Annotated in this window: 21 protein-coding genes; 1 reads left to right on the top strand and 20 read right to left on the bottom strand. The window is 48.4% G+C overall.

The window, feature by feature from the left end:
* From AZ66_RS13680 to hprK, 20 genes are all read right to left on the bottom strand, one after another.
* On the bottom strand, positions 1-431 hold a 431-nt coding region (locus AZ66_RS13680), incomplete at its 3' end, for a gluconeogenesis factor YvcK family protein (RefSeq protein WP_044355360.1).
* Between the two features lie 12 nt (positions 432-443).
* Positions 444-1,340, bottom strand: a complete 897-nt coding sequence (gene rapZ, locus AZ66_RS13685; RefSeq protein WP_021252841.1) for an RNase adapter RapZ — start codon at positions 1,338-1,340, stop codon at positions 444-446.
* 30 nt (positions 1,341-1,370) lie between these two features.
* On the bottom strand, positions 1,371-2,321 hold the full coding sequence (locus tag AZ66_RS13690; protein WP_021252842.1) for an ROK family glucokinase: 951 nt from the start codon (positions 2,319-2,321) through the stop codon (positions 1,371-1,373).
* Positions 2,322-2,609: 288 nt separating this feature from the next.
* The gene (gene trxB / locus AZ66_RS13695; protein WP_021252843.1) at positions 2,610-3,575 is read right to left on the bottom strand and encodes a thioredoxin-disulfide reductase; all 966 of its coding nucleotides are present in this window, start codon (positions 3,573-3,575) and stop codon (positions 2,610-2,612) included.
* 39 nt (positions 3,576-3,614) lie between these two features.
* Complete coding sequence (locus AZ66_RS13700; protein ID WP_044355361.1) at positions 3,615-5,426, bottom strand: HEAT repeat domain-containing protein; 1,812 nt, start codon at positions 5,424-5,426, stop codon at positions 3,615-3,617.
* Positions 5,427-5,838: 412 nt separating this feature from the next.
* Positions 5,839-6,546 (bottom strand): bifunctional phosphoribosyl-AMP cyclohydrolase/phosphoribosyl-ATP diphosphatase HisIE, encoded by a 708-nt coding sequence (gene hisIE, locus AZ66_RS13705; protein ID WP_044355362.1) that lies wholly within the window; start codon positions 6,544-6,546, stop codon positions 5,839-5,841.
* Complete coding sequence (gene hisF / locus AZ66_RS13710) at positions 6,543-7,301, bottom strand: imidazole glycerol phosphate synthase subunit HisF (RefSeq protein WP_044355372.1); 759 nt, start codon at positions 7,299-7,301, stop codon at positions 6,543-6,545. Before hisF ends, hisIE begins: the two co-directional genes overlap by 4 nt.
* A 24-nt stretch (positions 7,302-7,325) precedes the next feature.
* Complete coding sequence (gene hisA, locus AZ66_RS13715; protein ID WP_044355363.1) at positions 7,326-8,069, bottom strand: 1-(5-phosphoribosyl)-5-[(5-phosphoribosylamino)methylideneamino]imidazole-4-carboxamide isomerase; 744 nt, start codon at positions 8,067-8,069, stop codon at positions 7,326-7,328.
* A gap of 33 nt (positions 8,070-8,102) precedes the next feature.
* Complete coding sequence (hisH, locus tag AZ66_RS13720; RefSeq protein WP_044355364.1) at positions 8,103-8,747, bottom strand: imidazole glycerol phosphate synthase subunit HisH; 645 nt, start codon at positions 8,745-8,747, stop codon at positions 8,103-8,105.
* Positions 8,748-8,750: 3 nt separating this feature from the next.
* Positions 8,751-9,359, bottom strand: a complete 609-nt coding sequence (gene hisB, locus AZ66_RS13725; RefSeq protein WP_044355365.1) for an imidazoleglycerol-phosphate dehydratase HisB — start codon at positions 9,357-9,359, stop codon at positions 8,751-8,753.
* A gap of 420 nt (positions 9,360-9,779) precedes the next feature.
* Entirely contained in the window at positions 9,780-11,108 is a 1,329-nt protein-coding gene (gene hisD / locus AZ66_RS13730) for a histidinol dehydrogenase (protein WP_021258723.1), read from the bottom strand.
* Between the two features lie 72 nt (positions 11,109-11,180).
* Entirely contained in the window at positions 11,181-11,834 is a 654-nt protein-coding gene (gene hisG / locus AZ66_RS13735; protein WP_044355366.1) for an ATP phosphoribosyltransferase, read from the bottom strand.
* A 20-nt stretch (positions 11,835-11,854) separates the two neighbouring features.
* Positions 11,855-13,072 (bottom strand): ATP phosphoribosyltransferase regulatory subunit, encoded by a 1,218-nt coding sequence (locus AZ66_RS13740; RefSeq protein ID WP_044355367.1) that lies wholly within the window; start codon positions 13,070-13,072, stop codon positions 11,855-11,857.
* A gap of 279 nt (positions 13,073-13,351) precedes the next feature.
* Positions 13,352-14,533: an acyltransferase gene (locus AZ66_RS13745; protein WP_231586865.1), complete on the bottom strand. Its 1,182-nt coding sequence runs from the start codon at positions 14,531-14,533 to the stop codon at positions 13,352-13,354.
* Positions 14,534-14,622: 89 nt separating this feature from the next.
* Positions 14,623-15,801 carry an acyltransferase gene (locus AZ66_RS13750; RefSeq protein WP_021258727.1) on the bottom strand — a complete coding sequence of 393 codons (1,179 nt, stop codon included), beginning with the start codon at positions 15,799-15,801 and terminating at the stop codon, positions 14,623-14,625.
* Positions 15,802-15,894: 93 nt separating this feature from the next.
* Entirely contained in the window at positions 15,895-17,124 is a 1,230-nt protein-coding gene (locus tag AZ66_RS13755) for a polysaccharide deacetylase family protein (protein WP_044355369.1), read from the bottom strand.
* A gap of 157 nt (positions 17,125-17,281) precedes the next feature.
* Positions 17,282-17,791 carry an acyltransferase gene (locus AZ66_RS13760; protein ID WP_044355370.1) on the bottom strand — a complete coding sequence of 170 codons (510 nt, stop codon included), beginning with the start codon at positions 17,789-17,791 and terminating at the stop codon, positions 17,282-17,284.
* 2 nt (positions 17,792-17,793) lie between these two features.
* Entirely contained in the window at positions 17,794-18,441 is a 648-nt protein-coding gene (gene ppaX / locus AZ66_RS13765; protein WP_044355373.1) for a pyrophosphatase PpaX, read from the bottom strand.
* Between the two features lie 9 nt (positions 18,442-18,450).
* Positions 18,451-19,602: a prolipoprotein diacylglyceryl transferase gene (gene lgt, locus AZ66_RS13770; protein WP_044355371.1), complete on the bottom strand. Its 1,152-nt coding sequence runs from the start codon at positions 19,600-19,602 to the stop codon at positions 18,451-18,453.
* Between the two features lie 38 nt (positions 19,603-19,640).
* Entirely contained in the window at positions 19,641-20,579 is a 939-nt protein-coding gene (gene hprK / locus AZ66_RS13775; protein ID WP_021258732.1) for an HPr(Ser) kinase/phosphatase, read from the bottom strand.
* 379 nt (positions 20,580-20,958) lie between these two features.
* Between hprK and AZ66_RS13780 the strand changes: the two genes are divergently transcribed.
* Positions 20,959-22,782 (top strand): fibronectin type III domain-containing protein, encoded by a 1,824-nt coding sequence (locus AZ66_RS13780; protein WP_082061578.1) that lies wholly within the window; start codon positions 20,959-20,961, stop codon positions 22,780-22,782.
* Positions 22,783-22,845: the final 63 nt, after the last annotated feature.

The raw sequence follows: 22,845 nt of genomic DNA on the forward strand, positions 1-22,845 counted from the left end.
TCCATCTCGGCCTTCAGGACAACTGCTTGATTAGCTGCAGGCAGTACCCGGCCCCGAACCGCAAGTACGCGGCTCAGCTCTCGAATGCCTGCAACGAAGTCGCCGGTAATGTCCGTCATCGCTGCCAATAGCAAATTACCCAGACTATGTCCTGCAAGTCCAGATCCACTCTTGAAGCGATATTTTAACATTTCCGACAGCGATGGCTCCACATCAGCCAACGCTGTCAATACATTGCGTATATCTCCTGGCGGGGGCATCTGCAGCTCGCTGCGCAATATACCAGAACTGCCTCCATCATCCGCCACAGTAACGATTGCGGTAATATCGAGCGGCTTCTCCTTCAACCCTCGAAGCATGACCGACAGCCCAGTGCCGCCGCCCATAACTACGATACGTGGGTTTACGCGCTCTTCTTTTTCACATGCCATAACGACCCTCCACTAATGCCGATCTCTCTCAGCATCACGGTGACTGACACGGACAACCTCCGTATCACTCGCTCCGATTGTACGACCTAAATATTCTGCAATGGCCACTGATCGGTGCTTGCCGCCTGTGCATCCGATGCCGATGATAACCTGACCTTTCCCTTCCTTGCGATACTGCGGCATAAGGAAATTCAGCAAATCAAGCAGCTTAGCAAGGAAAGCCTGTGTTTCTGGCCATTTCATGACATAATCATATACTTCAATATCCTGTCCAGTTCGCGGGCGCAATTGCTCCACATAATGTGGATTCGGCAAAAAACGTACGTCAAAAATGAGATCCGCATCAATCGGCACCCCATATTTGAAACCGAACGACGTCACATTCACCGACATCATATTCTGATCCGCGTGCGTGAATCGTGCCGCAATTCGTTCCTTCAACTGTACAGGCTTCAAATTGCTCGTATCAATAACCTGTGTCGCCCAACCCTTCAAATCTTCCAGCAGTGTGCGTTCCTGCTTAATTCCTTCAAGCGGCATGCCGCCTGGATTGAGAGGATGACGACGACGGCTCTCTTTATAACGCTGCACGAGAACAGCATCCGTTGCATCCAAGAACAATATTTCACAATTAATGGTAAAGTGATCCCGAATATAATTAATGGATTCTGATAAGGCCGTGAAAAATTCTCTGCCGCGCAAGTCAATGACAAGCGCTACCTTGCCAATCTTACCCTTGGACTGCTCGATGAGTTCAGCAAACTTCGGTATAAGTACTGGTGGCAAATTGTCCACGCAGAAAAAACCGAGATCCTCCAAGCTCTGTACAGCTATTGTCTTCCCTGCACCAGACATCCCCGTAATGATAACCAGCTTCGCAAGAGCTGTCATCTCTGTCGATTCCATCATCGTTCGTCCTCTCCTTCTTACAAGATTCGGCTACGAACGCAAGAACAAGCCTGCCGCACCAATCATACCCGCATCATTGCCTAGCTCTGCTGGAACGATGGATACGCCGCGCGTAACCGGGTCAGGTGTTAGCTTCATGAATGTTTCACGAATTTGCTCGAACAGGAACTCGCCTGCCTTCGATACGCCTCCGCCAATAATGAACCGCTCTGGATTCAGTGTCACTGCTACAGCAGCCATCGCCTTGCCTAAGTAATAAGCTGCACGAGATACGATGCGCACTGCGACTTCATCTCCCGCCTTCGCCGCATCGAATACATCTTTTGCTGTAATGCTCTCTACCAAAGATAAAGAAGTGCGATCTCCGCGTTCAACTGCATCATTGGCCATCCGAATAATGCCTGTAGCCGAAGATACTGTCTCCAAGCATCCCATCTTGCCGCAGCCACATTGGATCGCTTCCAGATCTGGGATTACCGCCATATGGCCAAGCTCTCCTGCTAGACCTGAGAATCCTTGTACAATTCTACCGTTAATAATAATGCCTCCGCCGACACCCGTTCCGAGCGTGTAGCAAACACAATGGTCAATGCCCTTGCCTGCGCCGCTCCACACCTCGCCAAGTGCGGCAACATTTGCATCATTGTCAATCTTAACTGGCTTGCCTAGACGTTCTTCTAATATGGAACGGATCGGCACATCCTTGAATCCTACGTTGGGCGCCAAGATGATAACGCCTTCCTTTACATTCGTAAATCCTGCGACTCCTGCGCCGACGCCAGCCACTTGGCTCCAATCGTAAGGAGATTGTTCCACAATGAGACGAACATATTTTTCGATATTATCCATGACAGTATCCGGACCTTTAGCTACTTCAGTTGGTCCCTCAAATGTATGCAGAAGCTTGCCTTCCGCATCACAGATTCCAACTTTAATGGCCGTACCGCCCAAATCGACACCCACGTAGATCTGCTCAGACATGCGTCATCCACCTTTTATATACGTAATCGAATTATGGTACTTTCAGTACCCACTATACGCGAACCCACTAGTCAGGTCAAGAGAACGGAGCCCCTAGCCAAGCGTTGTTAAGCCGCGCCAGAAGCGCGTATAATCCCTTCCTGCGGCCTAATTTTCAGCCATACATTCCAGTCCGTTCGACACGCTCGCTGTCCCCGCTTTTCCCGTTCGACCTCCTGTACTAATCGTACGAAAACAAAGAGGGAGCCTAGTGGCTCCCAACTTTCGAATAGTGAGTACTTTTGTACCTTATTGATTCAAAGACTGGCTCCAGTCCTGCGTAATATGTCCTTCCAAGAACTTCTCGCAGTCCAAAGCTGCTTGGCAGCCAGACCCTGCTGCCGTAATCGCCTGGCGATACTTCGTATCATGCACGTCACCTGCAGCAAATACGCCTGGTACACTCGTTTCCGTAGAACCTGGCTTCACAATTACATAGCCATGATCGTCCAGTTCAATGTGACCTTTCAAGAAATCTGTGTTTGGCTTGTGGCCGATAGCAACGAACAAACCGTCCGTTTCCAGAATTTCTTCTTCGCCTGTCTCATTGTTTTTCACCTTGAGACCTGTAACCCCCATGCCTGTAGATACGACCTCAATTGGAGTACGATTCAAGCCCCATTTGATCTTCTCATTATTCTTCGCGCGATCCTGCATAATCTTCGATGCACGAAGCTCATCACGACGATGAACGAGTGTCAACTCGGAAGCGAAGCGAGTCAAGAAGCTTGCTTCCTCCATCGCAGAGTCGCCACCGCCGACAACGATGATTTTCTTCCCACGGAAGAAGAATCCGTCGCATGTCGCGCAAGCGCTGACCCCTTTACCCAGGTTCTCTTGCTCACCTGGAATATCCATATATTTCGCAGAAGCGCCTGTTGCTACAATCAACGTTTCTGTGACAATCTCACCTACACCTTCAACTTGAAGTTTAAATGGACGGCTAGACACATCAACACTGTTTACCCAGCCTGTCTTAAACTCCGTGCCGAAGCGCTCAGCTTGCTTACGCATATTGTCCATCAATTCAGGACCTTGGATGCCTTCTGGGAACCCAGGGAAGTTCTCAACTTCTGTAGTCGTCGTCAACTGTCCACCTGGTTGAGGTCCCTCGATCACAAGCGGGTTCAAGTTGGCGCGAGCCAAGTAAATCGCTGCTGTATAACCAGCAGGTCCTGTGCCGATAACAACTGATTTATATACTTTGTTCTCCATGGGGTTGGCCTCCCTTATAATCAAGTATTTATTTTATCTTCATGTAAAGGATTGCTTGATTTTAGCTTCTACCTGACAAGTGTCTTCCATTCGTTTCACATGTTTGGCAACGGTAGTTGCCGACACACCATATTGCTCTGCTGCAAGCTGATAGGACATCTCACGGCGTATCATCTTCGCGATAATGAATTCGATCGCTGCAGCCCAGCTTTCCGCCTTACCAATTCGTGGCACCTCATCGGGATATAAGTGCGTAATAAATTCAATCCAAAGCGTCTCTGCATCATGCATCTGAAACAGATCATACCGCTCTTTCATAGAATCACGCAATATATCCAGTACCCGCTGCCATTGCGACTCCCAGACCGGCAGACGATTTGCAATATGATTACGGTGAACTTGAATGTACTCGCCCTTCCATTCTACCTCAATTGGATTTTCTACCCCATGCATACGCAGCACATATACAGCAACCTGCTTCATGTATGCATCCTGATCTGGATCCAGCAGCATAGAACGAAGCGCATCATTTGCTTCATCGTCATCGAGCAAGCTCATCGCTTGGAGTGCCTGAAGCTTTACATCCGGCTCACCGAATCGCAGTGCCCAGAACAATGAAGCTCGTACGAGCGGATCTTTCTTGAGCTGCTGCTCCCAATCCTTGCCGTCCCCTGAACGACTCGAACGACTGCCATCATTTGAAGCAGCCTTCGAAGCAGCCCTGCGGCTAGCCTCCTCATAAGGTAGACGATAATGATAGGTTGGCATAGGATCGATATCTCCCTCATCACGCTGCTGCAATCGTTCCATATAGTACGTTGCAATGCCTGAATCGGGATCCAGTCTGCGGCATACTGCCCACCAGCGAGATGCTTCCTCATATCGACCCAAGCGGCAAGCCGCTACAGCCGCATAATGGTAAATACTCGCTTCCCGCAGCATATGGCCTGTTACTAATCGGTGCAAATGCTGATAAGCAAGCTCATGCTCATCCAACATCCCCATCGTCGTCGCAATCTTGAACAGATGCTCCCGATAGAAGGGCTGAATCTTGCCAATCATCGCAATAAGCTGCTGGACGACAGCTTCATTGCCGGCGTGGCGCTCGAATATCGCCAAGTTGCACAATGCGTGCAAGTTCCCTTGATCTCTCTCAAGCACGGCATCAAGTGCCTCCCGCGCTTCATCGAACTGCCCCATATAATAATAAGCTAACGCTAGGTTGTTCCATGCGGCCAAATAATCTGGATCCGAATCCACAACCCGCTTCAACAATTTCTCTGCCTCGACGAACCGGCCGGCTTCGAGCAACACGCGTGCTTCTGCATGCTCATCCTCTGCCTGCTCAGAGATTCCCATCTCTTCGTCGCTCAGCGCTGACGGCAGCTTCGCAGCTGACGATTGAGCTCCCACATTCTGCTCACCGCGATGCTGTGATGAAGAAGACTGCTTCGCCTCGAAACGAATCATTTCGAGCATTTCCTCCGCTTCTTCCGTATACATTCCTGTGAGATCACGGGATAAATACGTCTCAAGCATCGCCTCCGACTCCTCGAACTGCTCCATATAAGCAAAGTTATTCGCCATATAATAGTAGCATTCATTCATATTCGGATCGAGTTCATGCAAGATGTGGTGCAATGTATCGTTAGACTCTTCGAACCGCCCCGCTTCTGCAAGCGTTCCTGCTAGATTGCACTGCAGGATAGGGTTGTCCGGTTCGCACTCCACCGCCTTGCGAAAATATGTCAACGCCTTGTCGTAGTGCAGTCGTTCCAACGATTGTACCGCACGTTCAGAGAACGAAGCAGCATCCATCGGGAACATAACTACCTTGTTCTGTTCTGCCATCGCCAAGGCCCCTCCTGACACTCATATACTGTACACATACCCAACAGTATATCATATTGACGCTTAATTCCTGCATCCCTTTCGCGAAGTCTTTTCAAGGGACAGATTCAAACCTCGCGTTTCTCTGTAGATTCAGGCAGAAGCCTCTATATTTCCCACAACCGAAGGGCCGGAGATTCAGAAGAAGCACCTCGGTAATACACCAGAAAATCGATGTTTTATTTTTATATAATAATAATTCTTATCTTATTATAACTCAAATCTTGAACACAGGCAATCTGTTGACCCCTATTTAGATATGTTCATATTTATGTTCACAACCACGCAGACAACGAACAATAGGCGGGCAATTTCATTGCGCACCTTTCATAAGGAACACATGACATCGCCCGCCATCCTATGCAGCTTGTATTCACGACTTTACTTTCCCATTCTGATTATACGTATCCCGTCTAGACCCACGGTGGCGCGCCTCCAGTACGGACAACACGTCTCCCAACGCAATGTTGCGTTCGCGTAGCAGAACAAGCATATGGAACAGCAGATCTCCAATCTCCCCAACTAGTTCCTCCTTGTTGTCACTCTTTGCTGCGATCACAACTTCGGTAGACTCCTCGCCTATCTTCTTCAATATCTTATCGAGACCCTTCTCGAACAAGTAAGTTGTATATGATCCCTCAGGACGCTCAATCTGCCGCTGCGCAATAAGGTTCTCCAGCTCTGCCAGCACCGAATTTACAACTGGCGCATGACTCTCTTCTTCCCTCACACATCCCATATGACCACTATCGAAGCAAGTACGGCTTCCGGTATGGCAAGCCGGTCCGCTTGGACTGACCTGCACGAGCAGTGTGTCCTGATCACAATCCACAGCTATGGATACGATTCGCTGTGTATTGCCTGACGTTGCGCCCTTGTGCCACAGTTCTTGACGAGACCTGCTCCAGAATACCGTCTCTCCTGTCTCGCACGACAAGAGCAAGGATTCCTGATTCATATACGCCACCATAAGGACTTCCTTCGTGACGGAATCCTGCACAACAGTCGGTACGAGGCCGTATTCATTCCAACGGATGGATGCGGCCAAGCGTTCTCCATCTACTATTGCTTGTTGCATCATCGTACACGTACCCCCTCCGCGTGAAGCACCTCCTTCACTTCTGCAATCGATACTTCTTTATAGTGGAATATTGACGCTGCCAGCGCAGCATCGGCATGTCCTTCCGTAAATGCCTCCACAAAGTCACCTGCTCGCCCTGCACCGCCTGAAGCAATAACGGGGATGCCGACAGCATCGGATACTGCACGTGTCAGTTTATTATCGAAGCCATCTTTCGTCCCGTCCGCGTCCATGCTTGTCAGCAGCAATTCCCCTGCCCCAAGCCGCTCCACCTCTTGTGCCCAAGCCACTGCCCGCAATCCAGTAGGTGTACGACCACCGTGAATATACACTTCCCAATCTCCCCAGGTCTCATTGTGCTTGGCGTCGATGGCTACTACGATGCATTGCGACCCGAATCGCCGCGCACCATCCGTTATGAGACTTGGCTGCTTCACAGCCGCTGTATTTATGCCGATTTTGTCCGCACCTGCACGCAGCATGCGCATCATATCATCGACAGAAGAGATCCCGCCGCCTACTGTAAAAGGAATCGAGATTTCACCTGCGGTCTGCCGTACTACCTCCACCATCGTTGTCCTACCCTCGACAGACGCGGAGATGTCTAGGAACACCAGTTCATCTGCACCCTCCTGATCATACAGCGCAGCAAGTTCCACCGGATCTCCAGCGTCACGCAGTTGAACAAAGTTGACGCCTTTTACAACACGGCCATCCTTCACATCTAGACAAGGAATTACACGCTTCGCCAACACCGCAATCACCCCCGTTTCGTATGGCTAGCTTCGTAAGGCTGCCTCCAGCCGTACTGCATCTGCCAAATCAATGCTGCCTGTATAGAGTGCCTTGCCAATAATCGCTCCACCTACACCATCAGCCGCATACTTGGATAGAGCATGAATATCATCCATACTGCTGACGCCGCCAGAAGCAATTACGGTCTGCCCCGAGACCTTCGCCAGTTGTACAATTGCCTCGATATTCGGCCCCTTCATCATGCCATCTCGGGAAATATCCGTGAAGATGAATGTCTTCGCTCCTGCTGCTGCAAGCTCAGTCGCAAGTACGTCCGCCTTCACTTCCGAGGTCTCCAGCCATCCACGTGTGGCAACGAATCCATTGCGGGCGTCGATGCCAATCGCAATGTTGTCGCCATACTTGCCGAGTACGGTTTCAACGAAGCCACGATCCTCTATTGCCGCTGTACCCAATATGACTCGCGCCGCACCCGCTTCCAGCATCTGTTCAATGTCCTCTAACGTGCGCAGTCCGCCGCCAACCTGTACCGGAACCGCTACAGACCGTGCAATTTCACCAATGAGCTCCGTATTGATCGGGCGCCCTTCCTTCGCTCCATCCAAGTCCACCAGATGAATCCAAGAAGCGCCATCCGCGTCCCAACGCTGCGCTACCTCTACAGGGCGCTCATCGTAGACCGTCTCTTGTCCATAATCCCCTTGTACAAGCCGGACACACTTTCCCCCGCGAATATCGATTGCTGGATATATCGTGAACGCTTCCATCTGCCTCGCCTTCCTCTCCCATCATTCTCCTGTCTATGTTCTTGCCAGTTGTATGGATTGCCTGCCCGAGCCGGTCAACGCCAAAAATCTCCCTAACAGGCGCAGTCCCAGTGCTCCGCTCTTCTCCGGATGAAATTGCATTCCATATACAGAGCCGCGCCCTACAATTGCCGTGACTTCAACGCCTCCATAGCTGCACGTCGCAAGTACATCTGATTGCTCCTCCGCAACGACTCGGTAGGAATGTACGAAATATACATAACCATTCTCCGCCTCTCCTGCCAATGGATGCGCTGCTTGCTGCCATATCAGCTCATTCCAGCCCATATGCGGCACCTTATAAGATCCGCCCTCGAAACGCACCGCACGCCCTGGCAGCATGCCTAATCCCTCATGGTAGCCATGTTCATCGCTTCCATCGAACAACAGCTGCATGCCTAGACAGATGCCGAGCATTGGCTTGCCTCCTTCAACTACCTCCTGAAGAGTGGGAATGAGCCCGCTTCCCCGAAGCGCCTGCATGGCATCTCCGTATGCCCCAACCCCTGGCAGAATGATGCCGTCAGCAGTCAGCAATTCCTCACGGGAACTGGTCAGGACGACCTCATATCCTAATCGCTCCACTGCCTTGCTTACACTGTGGAGATTCCCCATCCCATAATCGACCACGGCGATCATGAGCTACAGCACTCCCTTCGTAGAAGGAACACCTTGTACCCGCGGATCAACCGATGTCGCTTCATCAAGCGCCCGCCCTAACGCCTTGAATACCGCTTCAATCATATGGTGCGTATTCTGACCGTAATGAACAATGACATGTAGTGTAATTCTCGCCTCCAGCGCTAATTTCCACAGAAATTCATGCACAAGTTCCGTGGTGAACGTCCCCACTTGAGCGGATGGATAGGAAGCTCTGTATTCGAAATGAGGTCGGTTGCTTACATCGATAACCACTTGAGCCAATGCTTCATCCATCGGAATAAACACAGACGCATACCGCTTAATCCCCGCCTTGTCGCCCAAAGCCTCTCTTAATGCAAGCCCGAGACAAATGCCGATATCCTCAACTGTATGGTGATCATCGATGTCGATATCACCGGTAGCATCGACCTTCAGATCAAAGTGACCGTGCTTCGTAAATAAATCCAGCATATGCGTAAGGAACGGAACACCAGTATCCAACTCACTTTTTCCCGTCCCATCAATCGAGAATGACAACTGAATATTCGTCTCATTCGTCTTGCGGGCAATATCCGCTTGACGTATACGGCTAATCGCTTCCTGTACCATTAAAAGTTCCGCCCTTCTGTTGAAGATTGCAGTTTTTATTCTTACTTTCTATGATTTAAGAATCCGCTATTCCAATATAAGCTTCGCAGCTCGTTGACTGCACCTAGCTTCACGAGATTCCTTCTCCACTGTTCCCTGTCTTTCACTGTCCCTCTTTACTTTCCATGCCGCTCCGCCAGGTTTCTATTTATGTTCTCCACTCTATCTCTATGGTCTCTATGATTTCTAATATCTCTATAATTTTATTTCCCTACTATGTCTGCTAATCAGGTTTGTCTGCTAAATCAACCGTTTCTACTATTGCTGCTATCTCTACTATCTCCTTTTATTTCTACTATTCTTACTACCGTTATTGATATAGTACTGCTGTAATTCCTGCGATTTCTGTTGCTGCTGTTTCTCTTAATTCTACTCTTACTGCTATCGCAACTGTTCTATAACGCTATGTGTAGATTCAAACTCCACGCTTGCCTGCTCTCGCAGACGAACCTCAATTGCCCTGGCATGCCCCTCTAGCCCTTCATGGCGAGCCAGTTCGATAATGGCCGCCCCATTTGTCTGCAGTGCTTCCTTGCTGTAACGAATTAAGCTCGACTTCTTCATAAACATATCTACATCGACGGGGGAAGAGAAACGTGCGGTTCCATTCGTCGGAATAATATGATTCGGTCCCGCGAAGTAGTCTCCAACCGGCTCAGAGCTGTAAGCACCAAGGAAGATCGCTCCCGCATTTTCTATAAGCCCGAGCCACTCCATCGGCTCATCTGTCATGATTTCTAAATGCTCAGGAGCCAATCGATTCACGACCATGACACCTTCGCGCAGATCCTGTACCACGATAATTGCCCCGTATTGTTCTATAGAAGCAGAGGCAATGTGACGGCGAGGCAGTTCCTTCAATTGACGTTCAACCTCGATTGACACAGCTTGAGCCAGATCCATGGAGTCTGTCACAAGGACAGCCGATGCCATCTCGTCATGCTCAGCTTGGGACAATAAATCAGCTGCCACAAATACAGGATTAGCCTGCTTATCTGCTAATACGACAATCTCTGAGGGCCCTGCCATACTATCGATATCAACACCCCCATACACTTCACGCTTCGCTAGTGCTACGAAGATGTTCCCCGGGCCGCAAATTTTATCTACTGGGGCAATTGTATCCGTCCCATAAGCTAATGCAGCAATCGCCTGTGCACCGCCAACCCGATACATTTCCTTTACACCCGCTTCGGCAGCCGCTACGAGTATGTATGGATTGATTCCTTCCGTCCCACCAGTAGCTGGAGGAGTGACCATTACGATCTCCGGTACTCCCGCTACTTGAGCAGGAATCACGTTCATGAGAACAGATGACGGGTATGCAGCTTTGCCGCCTGGCACATATACACCTACGCGCTTCAGTGGACGCATAATCTGTCCGAGCAGAGTCCCATCTGGTTCGAACTCCATCCATGATGTCCGCTTTTGTCGCTCATGGAACCGTCTGATGTTGCTTGCAGCTTGACGAATGGCCACTAAGAACGCTTGATCAACCTGCTCGTAAGCCAATGCAATATCCGACTCTTCTACACGAAGCTGTTCTTGGGTAAGGACGACCTTATCAAACTCACTTGTATATTTGATAAGTCCAGCATCTCCCTCATGCCGCACGTCGCTAACAATCCGCTTTACGCTGCTCAATTGCTCGGGGGTGCCGTAATCAATTTTCCGATCCAGGCTCCAATCCGCTGCTTGTATGATCCGCATCTCATTCTCTCCCTCCTAATCCCCTGCTGCAATAGACTTCGTTGCTCATCCATACTGATGACTAAGAACATCCTAACGAATGGCCGCTGACTTCTCCAATGTCTGGGGCACAATACATTGAAGCCGTTCGCACAAGCTCTGAATGGCCTCGCTCTTCATGCGATAACTTACCTGATTGGCTATCAGTCGGCTTGTAATGCCGAACATCTCCTCTAGCTCTACCAAGCCGTTCTCTTTCAGTGTCTTGCCTGTCTCCACCATATCCACAATTCGATCAGCCAGACCAATCAAGGGAGCCAGCTCGATGGAACCATTGAGCTTAATCACCTCTACCTGCTGACCTTGCTCACGAAAATATTGAGAGGCTACATTCGGATACTTCGTTGCGACCCGCAAATGACTGACCGGCTTCCATGATGGCAATCCGATGACCGACATCCGGCAGCGTGCAATCCCTAGATCCAGCAGCTCGTATACATCCTTGTTTTCCTCCATTAATACGTCTTTGCCAACGATGCCGATATCGGCCGCTCCATACTCTACATAAGTCGGGACATCTACAGGCTTCGCCATAATGAACTGCATGCTCGCTTCCGGCACATCTATAATCAACTTGCGCGAATCATCCTCATCCTCTGGAACATAGAGTCCAGCTTGACGGAACAAGGCAGATGCCTGCTTGTAAATGCGGCCCTTAGGCATTGCAACCTTAAGCCAATCTTGCATAAGTCGTTCCTCCTTCGTCGTCAAGCACGATTCGTGAAGGCAAGCACCTTGCTTCCTCGATCGCCACATGTATCGGGCTGCACCTTCGCCTCAACAATTCCATCCAATCGTTTCTCACCTGCAGAATCGATATATTGCGTTACCACTTTCTTGCCTTCCTTCCGCAGACGTGCCGCTTCCCGGAATGCCTCCTGACGGTGAAGCTCATCATATTGAATAGTGAGTACCGCTATATCTTCATCTGCTGCATCTCTACTAATGGACAAAGCATCTACAATACGGGTCGTCTGAAGGGCGAAGCCAGTTGCGGGAGCCGATCGACCGAACTGCTGCAGCAAATTATCATATCGTCCTCCGTTTAAGACAGGAAATCCAGTATCCGCCGCATAACCTTCGAATATCGTACCTGTATAGTAGGAAAAGTCACCTAGCATCGTTAAATCCAATAAAATATGCTCTTCCACCCCGTAGGCTTCCAGCACATCCCACACTTTCTCTAAATGATGGATGGATTCCATCATTGCTGGCACATCAGCTATACCGCAAGCTGACTTCAGTACATCTCGGCCCCCTCGCAAATGCAGCACTTGCTCCAGGCAGCCTCGATGCTCTTGATCTATAGGCAAGTTATGAATGAGCTCTCGATAACCAACTACATCCCGTTGCACTAGGCGCAGCTTCAATTGTGTCTGTACCTCTTCCTGCTGAGGGAGTGCATATTCGAGCAGCCCTTCCAAAAAGCCATGATGTCCTAGTGCGACCTTAAACCGTTCAATCCCCGTTGCTTCTAAGCAAGCAATCGACAGTGCTATTACCTCAGCATCAGCATCAGGAGACCCATCCCCAATCATCTCTGCTCCTGTCTGGTAGAATTCAGCTTCACGTCCTGCTTCCTCCTCCATTGAGCGGAACACATTCGCATGGTAAGACAATCGAATAGGGTACGGTTCCTTGCCGAGCAAGGATGCCACAACTCGCGCTATTGGTGCAGTCATATCAGAACGAAGTACCATTGTTGTGCCGCGTTGATTTAACAACTTGAATAGCTTGTGATCAGAGGTAGAGCTCGCCGTACCTACCGTTTCGTAATATTCCATTGTCGGTGTAATAATTTGCATATAGCCCCAGCTATCCATTGTGCAAAGTGCTTTACCTTCTACTGCACGCAACCGGCGCACAGCTTCTGGCAAATAATCACGAACACCCGAAGGCTTCTCGAACATTCTCGGCTTTGTCATTGCGTCACCTCGGAATTAAATGCTTTAGTGAGTTAATATATTAACATGTTACCTTGTTAGCAAACCAAAGAAATTTACTGGTAATATTATCACGTAACGTTCTCATCGTCAATCCATTTTCAACGCAATTCCCTTCATTTCTTTCCTCCCCTACAATCCTCAGCTCGAGCTTCCTGCACAAAAGAAAAGGAACACCCTCTATCCTTGCAAGCTGCAAGAATACAGGGTGTCCCTTGGGTGTAGAAGATGTATACATTTTCTTCTGCTCTTCCGCTACCGTTAAGAAGCAGTCGTACTCCTAATCATTTCAACTGCTACGGCTGGATTCTTCCGATTCGGCATCCAATCGCGCGGCGGGGCTCCTAATCCAAATGAAGCGCCCGGTATAAATCGAAGTGCCCCATACACGATGATCCATGACATCCCGAGGGCGAACACATAACCACCGAAGATGAATAATGGATATAGCGATGCGCTCCCCTTATGCCATGGAAACTGTCGATACAAAGCAAGGAATGCGGGATGAATGAGGTAAATGCCAAAGGATAGATCCCCAAGCTGAGACAGTAGTCTTCTTCCGAGCTCTGGTAGACGGCGTTCCAGATAGAAGGCAAATTGGATGATTACAATTGCAGATAACAACGTATGTCCGTTCCAGAGCAGTTCATAAATAAGTGAGTTCATCTCTTTGCCTGTGGAGCGTGTCCAATACCATATCTGTACATGCAACAGCGCCAATCCAAGCCATAACAACCAGATCGAACCTGTTATCAGCTTATAGCGTACCAAGCAGACTCGTCCCAAAGAATCAAGCCAAGGACGTACTTTATGGAAGTTAACCCCTAAGTAAGCACCTGCGAAATAAAAGCTTATGTATGACAGCGAAATACTCCCTTTTGCCGGAATTTGCACGCCATATTTGTTCCATAATACATACCCCCATTGCAAGGCCAAGCCGAGTGGGATGGCCCAAGCGACAACTCGCCGGGAGCAAAATAGCAATAGCAGTAACGGGAACAATAAGTAGAACTGTATACTAATAAATACAAAATACAAGTGCGTATAAGCAGTTCCTGTTAATAGCTTCGTAACGAAGACAGGCACTGCTTCACTCCACGAACGATCTGGATACCAAGTTACCTGCACAAGCATAAAATAGAAGACCGAGCAGATTAGATAAGGTATGAATACATAGCGAAATCGGTTCTTATAGAACTTCCCCAGCACCTGAGGCTGCAGCTTATCTACACCACCATAGTTATAGAAGAGCACCAAGCTGCTAAGTAAAATAAATGTTGGTGTACCGTACTTGAAAAAGATGTTGAAAAAGGTATACCCGTAAAATAAGCTTGATGTCTTCATTATCGCTGCGGTCTCCGAAGTAGCATGAACACTGATAACACCAAGCATGGCAAGTGCGCGCACGATAGAAAGAGTCGAAATCCGTTCTTTCCGTGCCACTATTGCATCCCTCCATTCACTTTGTGGGGTTCGTTATACGATCCAACTTCATGAGGATAGACCTTTGCCTTTGCGTGTATTGTGATAACCTAATTGGGAGGATGCACTGTCGTCTGTGTTGGTTGGTTCTGACTCTGTACACTCCCGCTTCTTTTCTTCGGTACCGCCCCAAAGAACATCCAACTGAACGGAATATAGCGGTGACACAATTCTACAATTGCCCAAGACAGGAGGAACGCACACAGGAATCCTCCACCAATATATAGCGCATAACTAATTGAGTCCCCGCCTGCCAGCGGAATCTTACGATAGAGATATAAGATCACGGGATGAATCAGATAAATGCCGAATGAGACATCTCCGAATCTAGTCATTAACTTCACGAATCTCTCAGGAAATCTGCGTTCAATGTATTGAGATAATTGAATGAGTACGACGCACGACAGTAAAGCGTGGGCATTCCAAGCTGCCTCATACCATAACGTATTGAAGCGCATACCATATTTATAAGTTGCATACCATAGCTGAACATGGCCAAGTGAAGCCGCAATCCACACGAGCCACACCACCGCTGTAATCCAGCGATCACGTCTGCTGCCTTCAGGGGTTAGTGCATTGAACCAACCTTGTATGCGGTTCCAATACACACCGATGAACGCCCCTACCATGATATAGATCGAGTAGGACACAAGCAGGCTCCCCTTGTATACAATATGCAGGTCTAGCTTGTTCCAAATGACAAAGCCCCAATGTAGGGCAATTCCAATAGGAATGGCCCATATCGCTGATTTTACTGAGCGAAAGAAGTACAATATAACTGGAAATATCAAATAAAATTGAATTAGAATAATGACATAGTATAGATGTGTGTATGCTGTTCCTTTAATTAAGCTGACAACATAGGCCTGTAAGGTATCTCCCAGACCACGACTGCGATAGGCAAGCCAATGATTCAACAAAAAATAGCAAGTAGAACAGATTACATAAGGAAGAAGAATTAGTTTTAATCGTTTAGTGTAGAAATCCTTTAAGGAGCTCCATGAGGTTAATCCTTTGTCACAATAATTATAAAACATGACGAAGCTTGTCAGCAGCAAAAAAGCAGGAACAGCAAATTTGCTGAACACATTTAAAAAATTATAGACAACAAATGAATCGGTTGTCTGTGTCGCCTTAATCGTCTGCGATGTAGCATGGATGCACAGAACTGCCATCATCGCGAAAGCTCTATATATTGATAAAGATGAAATGCTCGACTTATTGCTCATGTCATCTATTCTCCCCATACCGAGAAATCAAGGGTGTCGAATCTAAGAGGTAACTCGGCAAATTATAAGTTTATCGTATGACAACGTTCGAGGTTATTTCCCGGGAAACAACCTCACAATTTGTTGAACGTCGTCAATTTCGTATTTTATACCGAATAGTTGATGAAGTTGGTGCAGTGGCAGGTACCAAATTTCCTTTTTTTTAACCGGAGTAAGCTCGGAATATATGGGTGCTTGATCCCAACTTACTGTATAGGAAGTCTTTGCGCGCCCAAGCTGCACATTTTTCCCCTTGTTCCCCATGCGTTCTAATAATTCTGATGTTCGAATTTTCTGATTGCCTGCATTTATGCGGAATCCATTTGCTGTCGTCCGTTGATTGATACCTGGCTTCACCGTGAAGGTAACATGAATACCTAGCTGCTTGCACACTTCCAATACATCCTTGTTATACGCCCCGTACGGGAAAGCAACCACACTATACGTATTGCCAAGCATCTGCTTTAAGCGATCTTCAGCTCGCTTAAGATCCTTTTTAACCTTCGCTGTAAATTCCGTGCGTGTCTCCTTGCGATGCAGCTTCTTCAAGTATTCTGGCTTGGACAACATCGGTCTCAAGGAACCCTGCTCATTAACCACCGTATATACATGCGAATTGTACGTATGGCTGAAGAAGCTCATTCCATTTCGCTTCATCTCACGCATCTGTTCCCATGTCAGCTTAGGTCGTCCGGCACTCTTGCGATTGTCTATCGTAGAAACAATGACGAAGTTCGTCGCAGGTATATGGTACTTCTGCATAATCGGGTACACTTCTGTATAGAAGGATTCGTACCCATCGTCGAAGGTCATCAAGACTGCATTCGGTGGAACCGACCCTCCATGAAGCATAAAGTTCATGTACTGATCCATGGAAATGAAATGATAGTTATTATGGAGTAAGGCTTGAATCTGCTCTTCCAACTGATTTGGTGAAATAAATGTGACGTTATCCGGATTCTTCTGAACATTGTGGTACATCAGTGTCACCACTTCATCACGATAATGGGTTGGTGTATACACCCACTGCGAGTTCAGATTATCCGTTGGAGCCAAGTCTAATTGCTTGTCTGTCGTACGCACTTGAATACCGAAGGCATTCTTCAGGGCGTCGGCTGGGACATACCATTCATTCCCCATTAATAGTGCCTGCTCTTCCGAACCGTTGTACCCGTCCCATACAATACGATGAGATAGCGCCTGTACCCCATCCGTATTCAAGAACAACGTGCTGCTTAGAAGAGCTATGAGCAATATGACACCTACAGTGCGTTTCTTTCGCATGTCGAACTTCCCTCTTCTTCCAGTAACATTACATTTATTTTAATCTAACATACTTCGCAAGTGTTGTCATTTTTGTTTCTATATTCAAATTGTTTGTAAATACCAAAAAAAGTGGCAGGTGGGGAGCCCCTTTCCTACCACTTCTCAGCTTATCCTTCTATTGTGAGGATGCTTCTATCATGGGAGCTGCTCCCCGAATAACCCGCATAGGATTTCCACCAACCATTTGACCAGGCAATACGTCTTTGTGCACGACCGTTCCCGCCGCGACAACAGCGTGATCCCCAATCGTGACACCCGGCAAGATCGTACTATTAGCTCCAATCATCACATGACTGCCGATTCGAACCGTTCCAAGCCGATATTCGTGTGTCAAATACTCATGTGCCAAGATCGTGGAATTATAGCCGATTATCGTATTGTCCCCAATCTCGATTCGTTCAGGGAAAAAGACATCCACCATCGCCATCAGACCGAAGGCTGTGCATTCACCTACCTTCATGCGCAGCAGCTTGCGATAAATCCACAACTTCAAACGCAAGGAGGGGCTGTATCGTGCAAGCTGAATGCAAATGAAATTCCACATTCCCTTCCAAGGACTGACGGTTCGGTAGATTTGCCATAGACTGTTCGGCCCTTCGACAGGATGCCGCTCCACATCTCTCACTTCTATTTCCGCTCCAATCCGACCAATGCGTACAGATCCCGCATGTCATGAATAATATGGCGTGGCTCGTATTGGCGAAGGACAGCTTCTCCCTTCAGCGACCAAGCTACGCCGCATGATATTACGCCGGCAGCGTTCGCAGATAGAATATCAGCCGGACTGTCACCAACCATAATCGTCTCTGCTGGATTTGCCTGCAATGCTTCAACGGCACGAAGCACCGGTTCAGGATGCGGCTTCGGATGATTGACATCTTGTACAGTAACGATCGTGCTTAAGTAATCGATGAGTCCGAACATACGCAGCGCCCGCTCCGTTGTCGCCCGCATTTTAGTCGTCACGACACCAAGCTGAATGCCTGATGCATGCAAGTCCGCCATCACTTCCTTCACATAAGGAAACTCACGAACAAGCTCATCATGGCGTGCTACATTGTATTCACGATACGCTGCTACCAGTTCATCCACCTGATCCTGCCCTGTAAAAATTCGAATCTGCTCCTCAAGCGTTAATCCCATACTCGGGATAATATGTTCACGAGTGAACGGTGACGGCGTCTTGTCTCGTAGAATGTGGAGAAATGTCTCGATAATCAGCTCGTTCGTGTCGATAATCGTGCCGTCTAAGTCAAACAGTACCGTTCGTATCATTTTCATTAATTACTCCTTCTTGCTCTCGCTATGATCTTGTTGTTGGTTATCTTTCGCTTCATTCGCATCATCAATGTCTGATGATTCCTGCACAGCTTCGGTTTGTGCAGTTTCGGTTTTCACAGTTTCCGATTGTGCATTGTCTGAATGCTCTTCCGCAGATGCTCCTGCCTCATGTACATTCTCTTCAGCCTTATCCACCTGTGCAGTCACTGCTTTTTCCGTGCTACCAGAAGCAGCCTCCGTACGAAGGGTAGACACAATCGGGGCATGATAAGGAACTCGCGCGGCACCAGTCATACGACGAATAATAATCATAATTACACCGGCCACAATCAAGAAGATCGCTAGCAGCTGCGAGATACGTACATTTCCATACGCAGGATCAAGGAAGCCTGGCTCGAATACGACCGTCATTGGCGACCACAGTCCATCAATTAGCGACACTACCCAGTCTGAACCTTGGTAAGCCAAGCTATCCGTGCGAAGGCCTTCGATAAAGAATCGGCCGATGGAATACCAAATGAGGTAGCTGATGAATACTTCACCACTACGAACACCGCGCAGACGGCGCAAGCCGAATAATAGCAACACTCCTATGAAGCTCCACAGAGACTCGTACAGAAAGGTTGGGTGATGGAATATGCCTTGGACGTTCATTTGATTCACAATAAAATCAGGGAGGTGCAAGCTATTGCGCAAAAACGATTCCTCAACCGGCCCGCCATATGCTTCCTGATTCACATAGTTCCCCCACCGTCCAATCGCTTGTCCGATAAGGAGCCCTGGCGCACAAATATCTGCAATCCGCCAAAATGTATATCCTTTTTTACGGACATAGATGAGCGCGCAGATGACTGCACCTATGAGGGCACCGTAGATGGCAATACCCCCGTTCCATATTTTAAAGACATCAACCCAATTGTCCTTATACTCATCCCACTTGAACGCGACATAATACGCGCGTGCCCCGATCAATGCGGAGGGTACACCGAACAATACCAGATCCATAAAGAAATCTTGGGATATGCCAAATCTCTTCCCTTCCCGAATCGCAAGCAGCAGACCAACCAGTGCAGCGGTACCAAGAATAATCCCGTACCAATGCACTTTCAAAGGCCCGAGCTGAATAGCTATCGGGTCTAGCAGCATCGTTGCCATGCTCTACACTCCTTCATTATATTAGGCTACACTGATGATCAATCGAAATCGTCCATATCCTCGGCAATCGTTTCCGTCAGCTTGTTCGTAAACTGCAATGCCGCATTGTAACCCATACGCTTGAGGCGATAGTTCATGGCTGCTACTTCAATAATAACGGCCAAGTTCCGACCTGGGCGAACCGGTACGGTAACGAGAGGTACATCCGTATCAATAATTCTCGTTGTCTCTTCATCAATGCCAAGACGATCATATTGCTTATCTTGCTGCCAATTCTCTAGAGAAATTACCACGCTGATTCGCTTATTGTTCCGAATGGCACCTGCCCCGAACAACGTCATCACGTTGATGATGCCGATACCGCGAATTTCAAGCAGATGGCGGATCAGCTCTGGTGCCGAACCGTGCAATACATTGTCAGAAGTTTGACGGATCTCTACCGCGTCATCCGCTACTAGACGATGTCCGCGTTTAACCAGCTCTAAGGCAGTCTCACTCTTACCAATCCCGCTGCCGCCAGTAATTAGCATACCAACACCGTATACATCGACCAATACACCATGAATGGTAGCTGTTGGTGCCAGCTTTTTCTCAAGGAAGCTCGTAATGCGGCTCGATAGAATCGTTGTTGCGATGCGCGAGCGCAGTAGAGGCACTCCCTGCTCCTGACATACGTCGAGAATTTCCTGCGGAACATCGAGTCCTCTTGTTACGATGATGCAAGGCATCTCTTCCGAGCAGAACAATTGCATACGCTCTCGCTTCGTCTCGGGGGAGAGCATTTCGAAGAAGGCAAGCTCAGTCTTACCAAGAAGCTGTACTCGCTCCTTCGGGTGATATTCGAAATATCCGGCCATCTCGAGGCCTGGGCGATGCAAATCATCAACAGTAATCGTTCGCTTCAAGCCCGTATCGCCAGCCAGCACCTCCAGGTGGAACTGTTCCACCATTTCGGAGACCTTTACCTTTTTGGCCATCGTCTTTCACTCCTTCGTCTCCGGCATTGCTCACAATCGATTACGTCCTGTTATGATGCCAATAATGCCGTATCTCTTTATATTCATCGTATAGGAAAAACTAGCTTTTTTCAACGTTCCTTATTTCGCAAGCGCAACCTTGGCATATTCCATGATTTTTTTCCATATTTGTTGAAGGGATGCAGGAAAATCTCCCTATCTCCACGAATATTCCAAGCTACCTATCGATAAGGAGGTGTATGATATTTATCCCGATTCCCGTCCCTGGACGACAAACAGGTTGAGCGAGCAGGACGATGAATCCGAAATCCACCTATGACGACTTCCTTGTCAGGCCCATTCGTCCATAACCTTATATTTGAACGAAGGAGGCAATCATATGAAACGAAGTTCCTTACGCCTGTCAATGAATCCGCTTCCAAAATCATTTTCAGCCCTTGCTCTCGTCTTTATCCTTTTGTTGTCACTCTTCCCTGCCACTGTCTTAGGGGCAGCAGCTCCATGGTCACCGAATACCGCCTACAAAACCGGGGATCTCGTCTCCTATGGCGGTAAGACTTATGCTTGCATTCAGCCGCATACTTCACTTACCGGCTGGGAACCATCGAATGTCCCCGCTTTATGGAAGCTGTCAGCAGATGATCCTGTCGACACGACACCTCCTACAGCCCCAACCAATCTGCGCGCATCTTCAATTGGCATTACTGAAGTCGTATTAGCCTGGAACCCAGCTACGGATAATGTGGGCGTAGTATCTTACGAAGTGTATAAGGGCTCACAACTTGCAAGCACTACAAATACCACATCGTACACCGCCAAAGGACTTGCCCCAGACACAGCCTACTCATTTAGTGTCAAAGCCCTCGACGCTGCTGGTAACCGTTCAGAAGAGAGCAACAGTCTGGCCGTCCGTACGAATACGGCCCCTGTGGATACAGAACCCCCAACTGCCCCAACAGGATTACAACTGTTGTCTGCTACACCAACCAGTTTAACCCTCTCGTGGAATGCATCGACCGACAATATTGGCGTCGCCGGATATGATGTTCTCCTTAACGGAACCAACGCCGCTTCAACATCTAACACAACCTACACACTGACTGGGCTCACTGCAGCCACCTCTTACACGATTCTCGTTCGTGCCTACGACGCTGCTGGCAATCGATCTGCGGACAGCAACATTCTTACTGCTGATACCCCTCAAGTTCCGATTGGCAGCGGCTCAAAACAATTAATCGGCTACTGGCATAACTTCGATAACGGATCGACCAATATCCGCTTAAAGGATATATCTCCACGCTACGATATCATCCAGGTTGCATTCGCTGAGCCAATCGGCGATCGAGTAACGATGGCCTTCACTCCTTACAACGCAACGAAGGAACAATTCAAGGCTGATATCGCTTTACTTCAATCCCAAGGCAAAAAAGTGCTTATTTCGATTGGTGGGGCCAATGGAACCGTCGAACTCACCTCTACCACAGCTAGAGATAGCTTCGTACGTTCTATGAATGATCTCATTCAAGAATATGGATTCAACGGAATCGACATTGATTTGGAAGGAAGCTCGCTTGCCTTGACTGGTGCCGATACCGACTTTAAAAATCCAACGACACCGAAGATTATTAATCTCATTAGCGCAATCCGTACGATTCTACAGGGAAAATCCTCAGACTTCATGCTAACTATGGCGCCAGAAACTGCATATGTACAGGGTGGCATGGTTGCATACGGTGGCCCATGGGGAGCTTATCTGCCTGTAATTTATGCGTTTAAAGATCGCTTGAACATCCTTCATGTTCAACATTACAATACAGGCTCCATAACCGCACTGGATGGACGTTCCTATAGTCAGGGCACAGCGGATTTCCAAGTAGCTATGGCTGAAATGCTACTGCAAGGCTTCCCGGTCAATGGCAACGCATCCAACCGCTTCCCAGCATTGCGTGAAGACCAAATCGCCATCGGCTTGCCAGCTGCTCCAGCTGCAGCAGGCGGCGGTTATACGTCACCTGCAAATATCGATAAGGCATTGCAGTATCTCGTCAAGGGAACGTCATACGGAGGGACCTATCAATTGATCAAACCCTCAGGCTATCGCGACTTCCGGGGAGTCATGACCTGGTCCATCAACTGGGATCAAGCAAGTGGGAACAACTTCTCCCAACCTGTACGCACCACATTGAATGGATTGCAGCAATAGGGAATTATGGATCTAAGACAATAGATCATAGCTATTGTCTTAAATATTGTGTTTTTAATGAAT

Source organism: Paenibacillus sp. E194 (genome assembly GCF_000935845.1).
Classification (GTDB): domain Bacteria; phylum Bacillota; class Bacilli; order Paenibacillales; family Paenibacillaceae; genus Paenibacillus_B; species Paenibacillus_B alvei_B.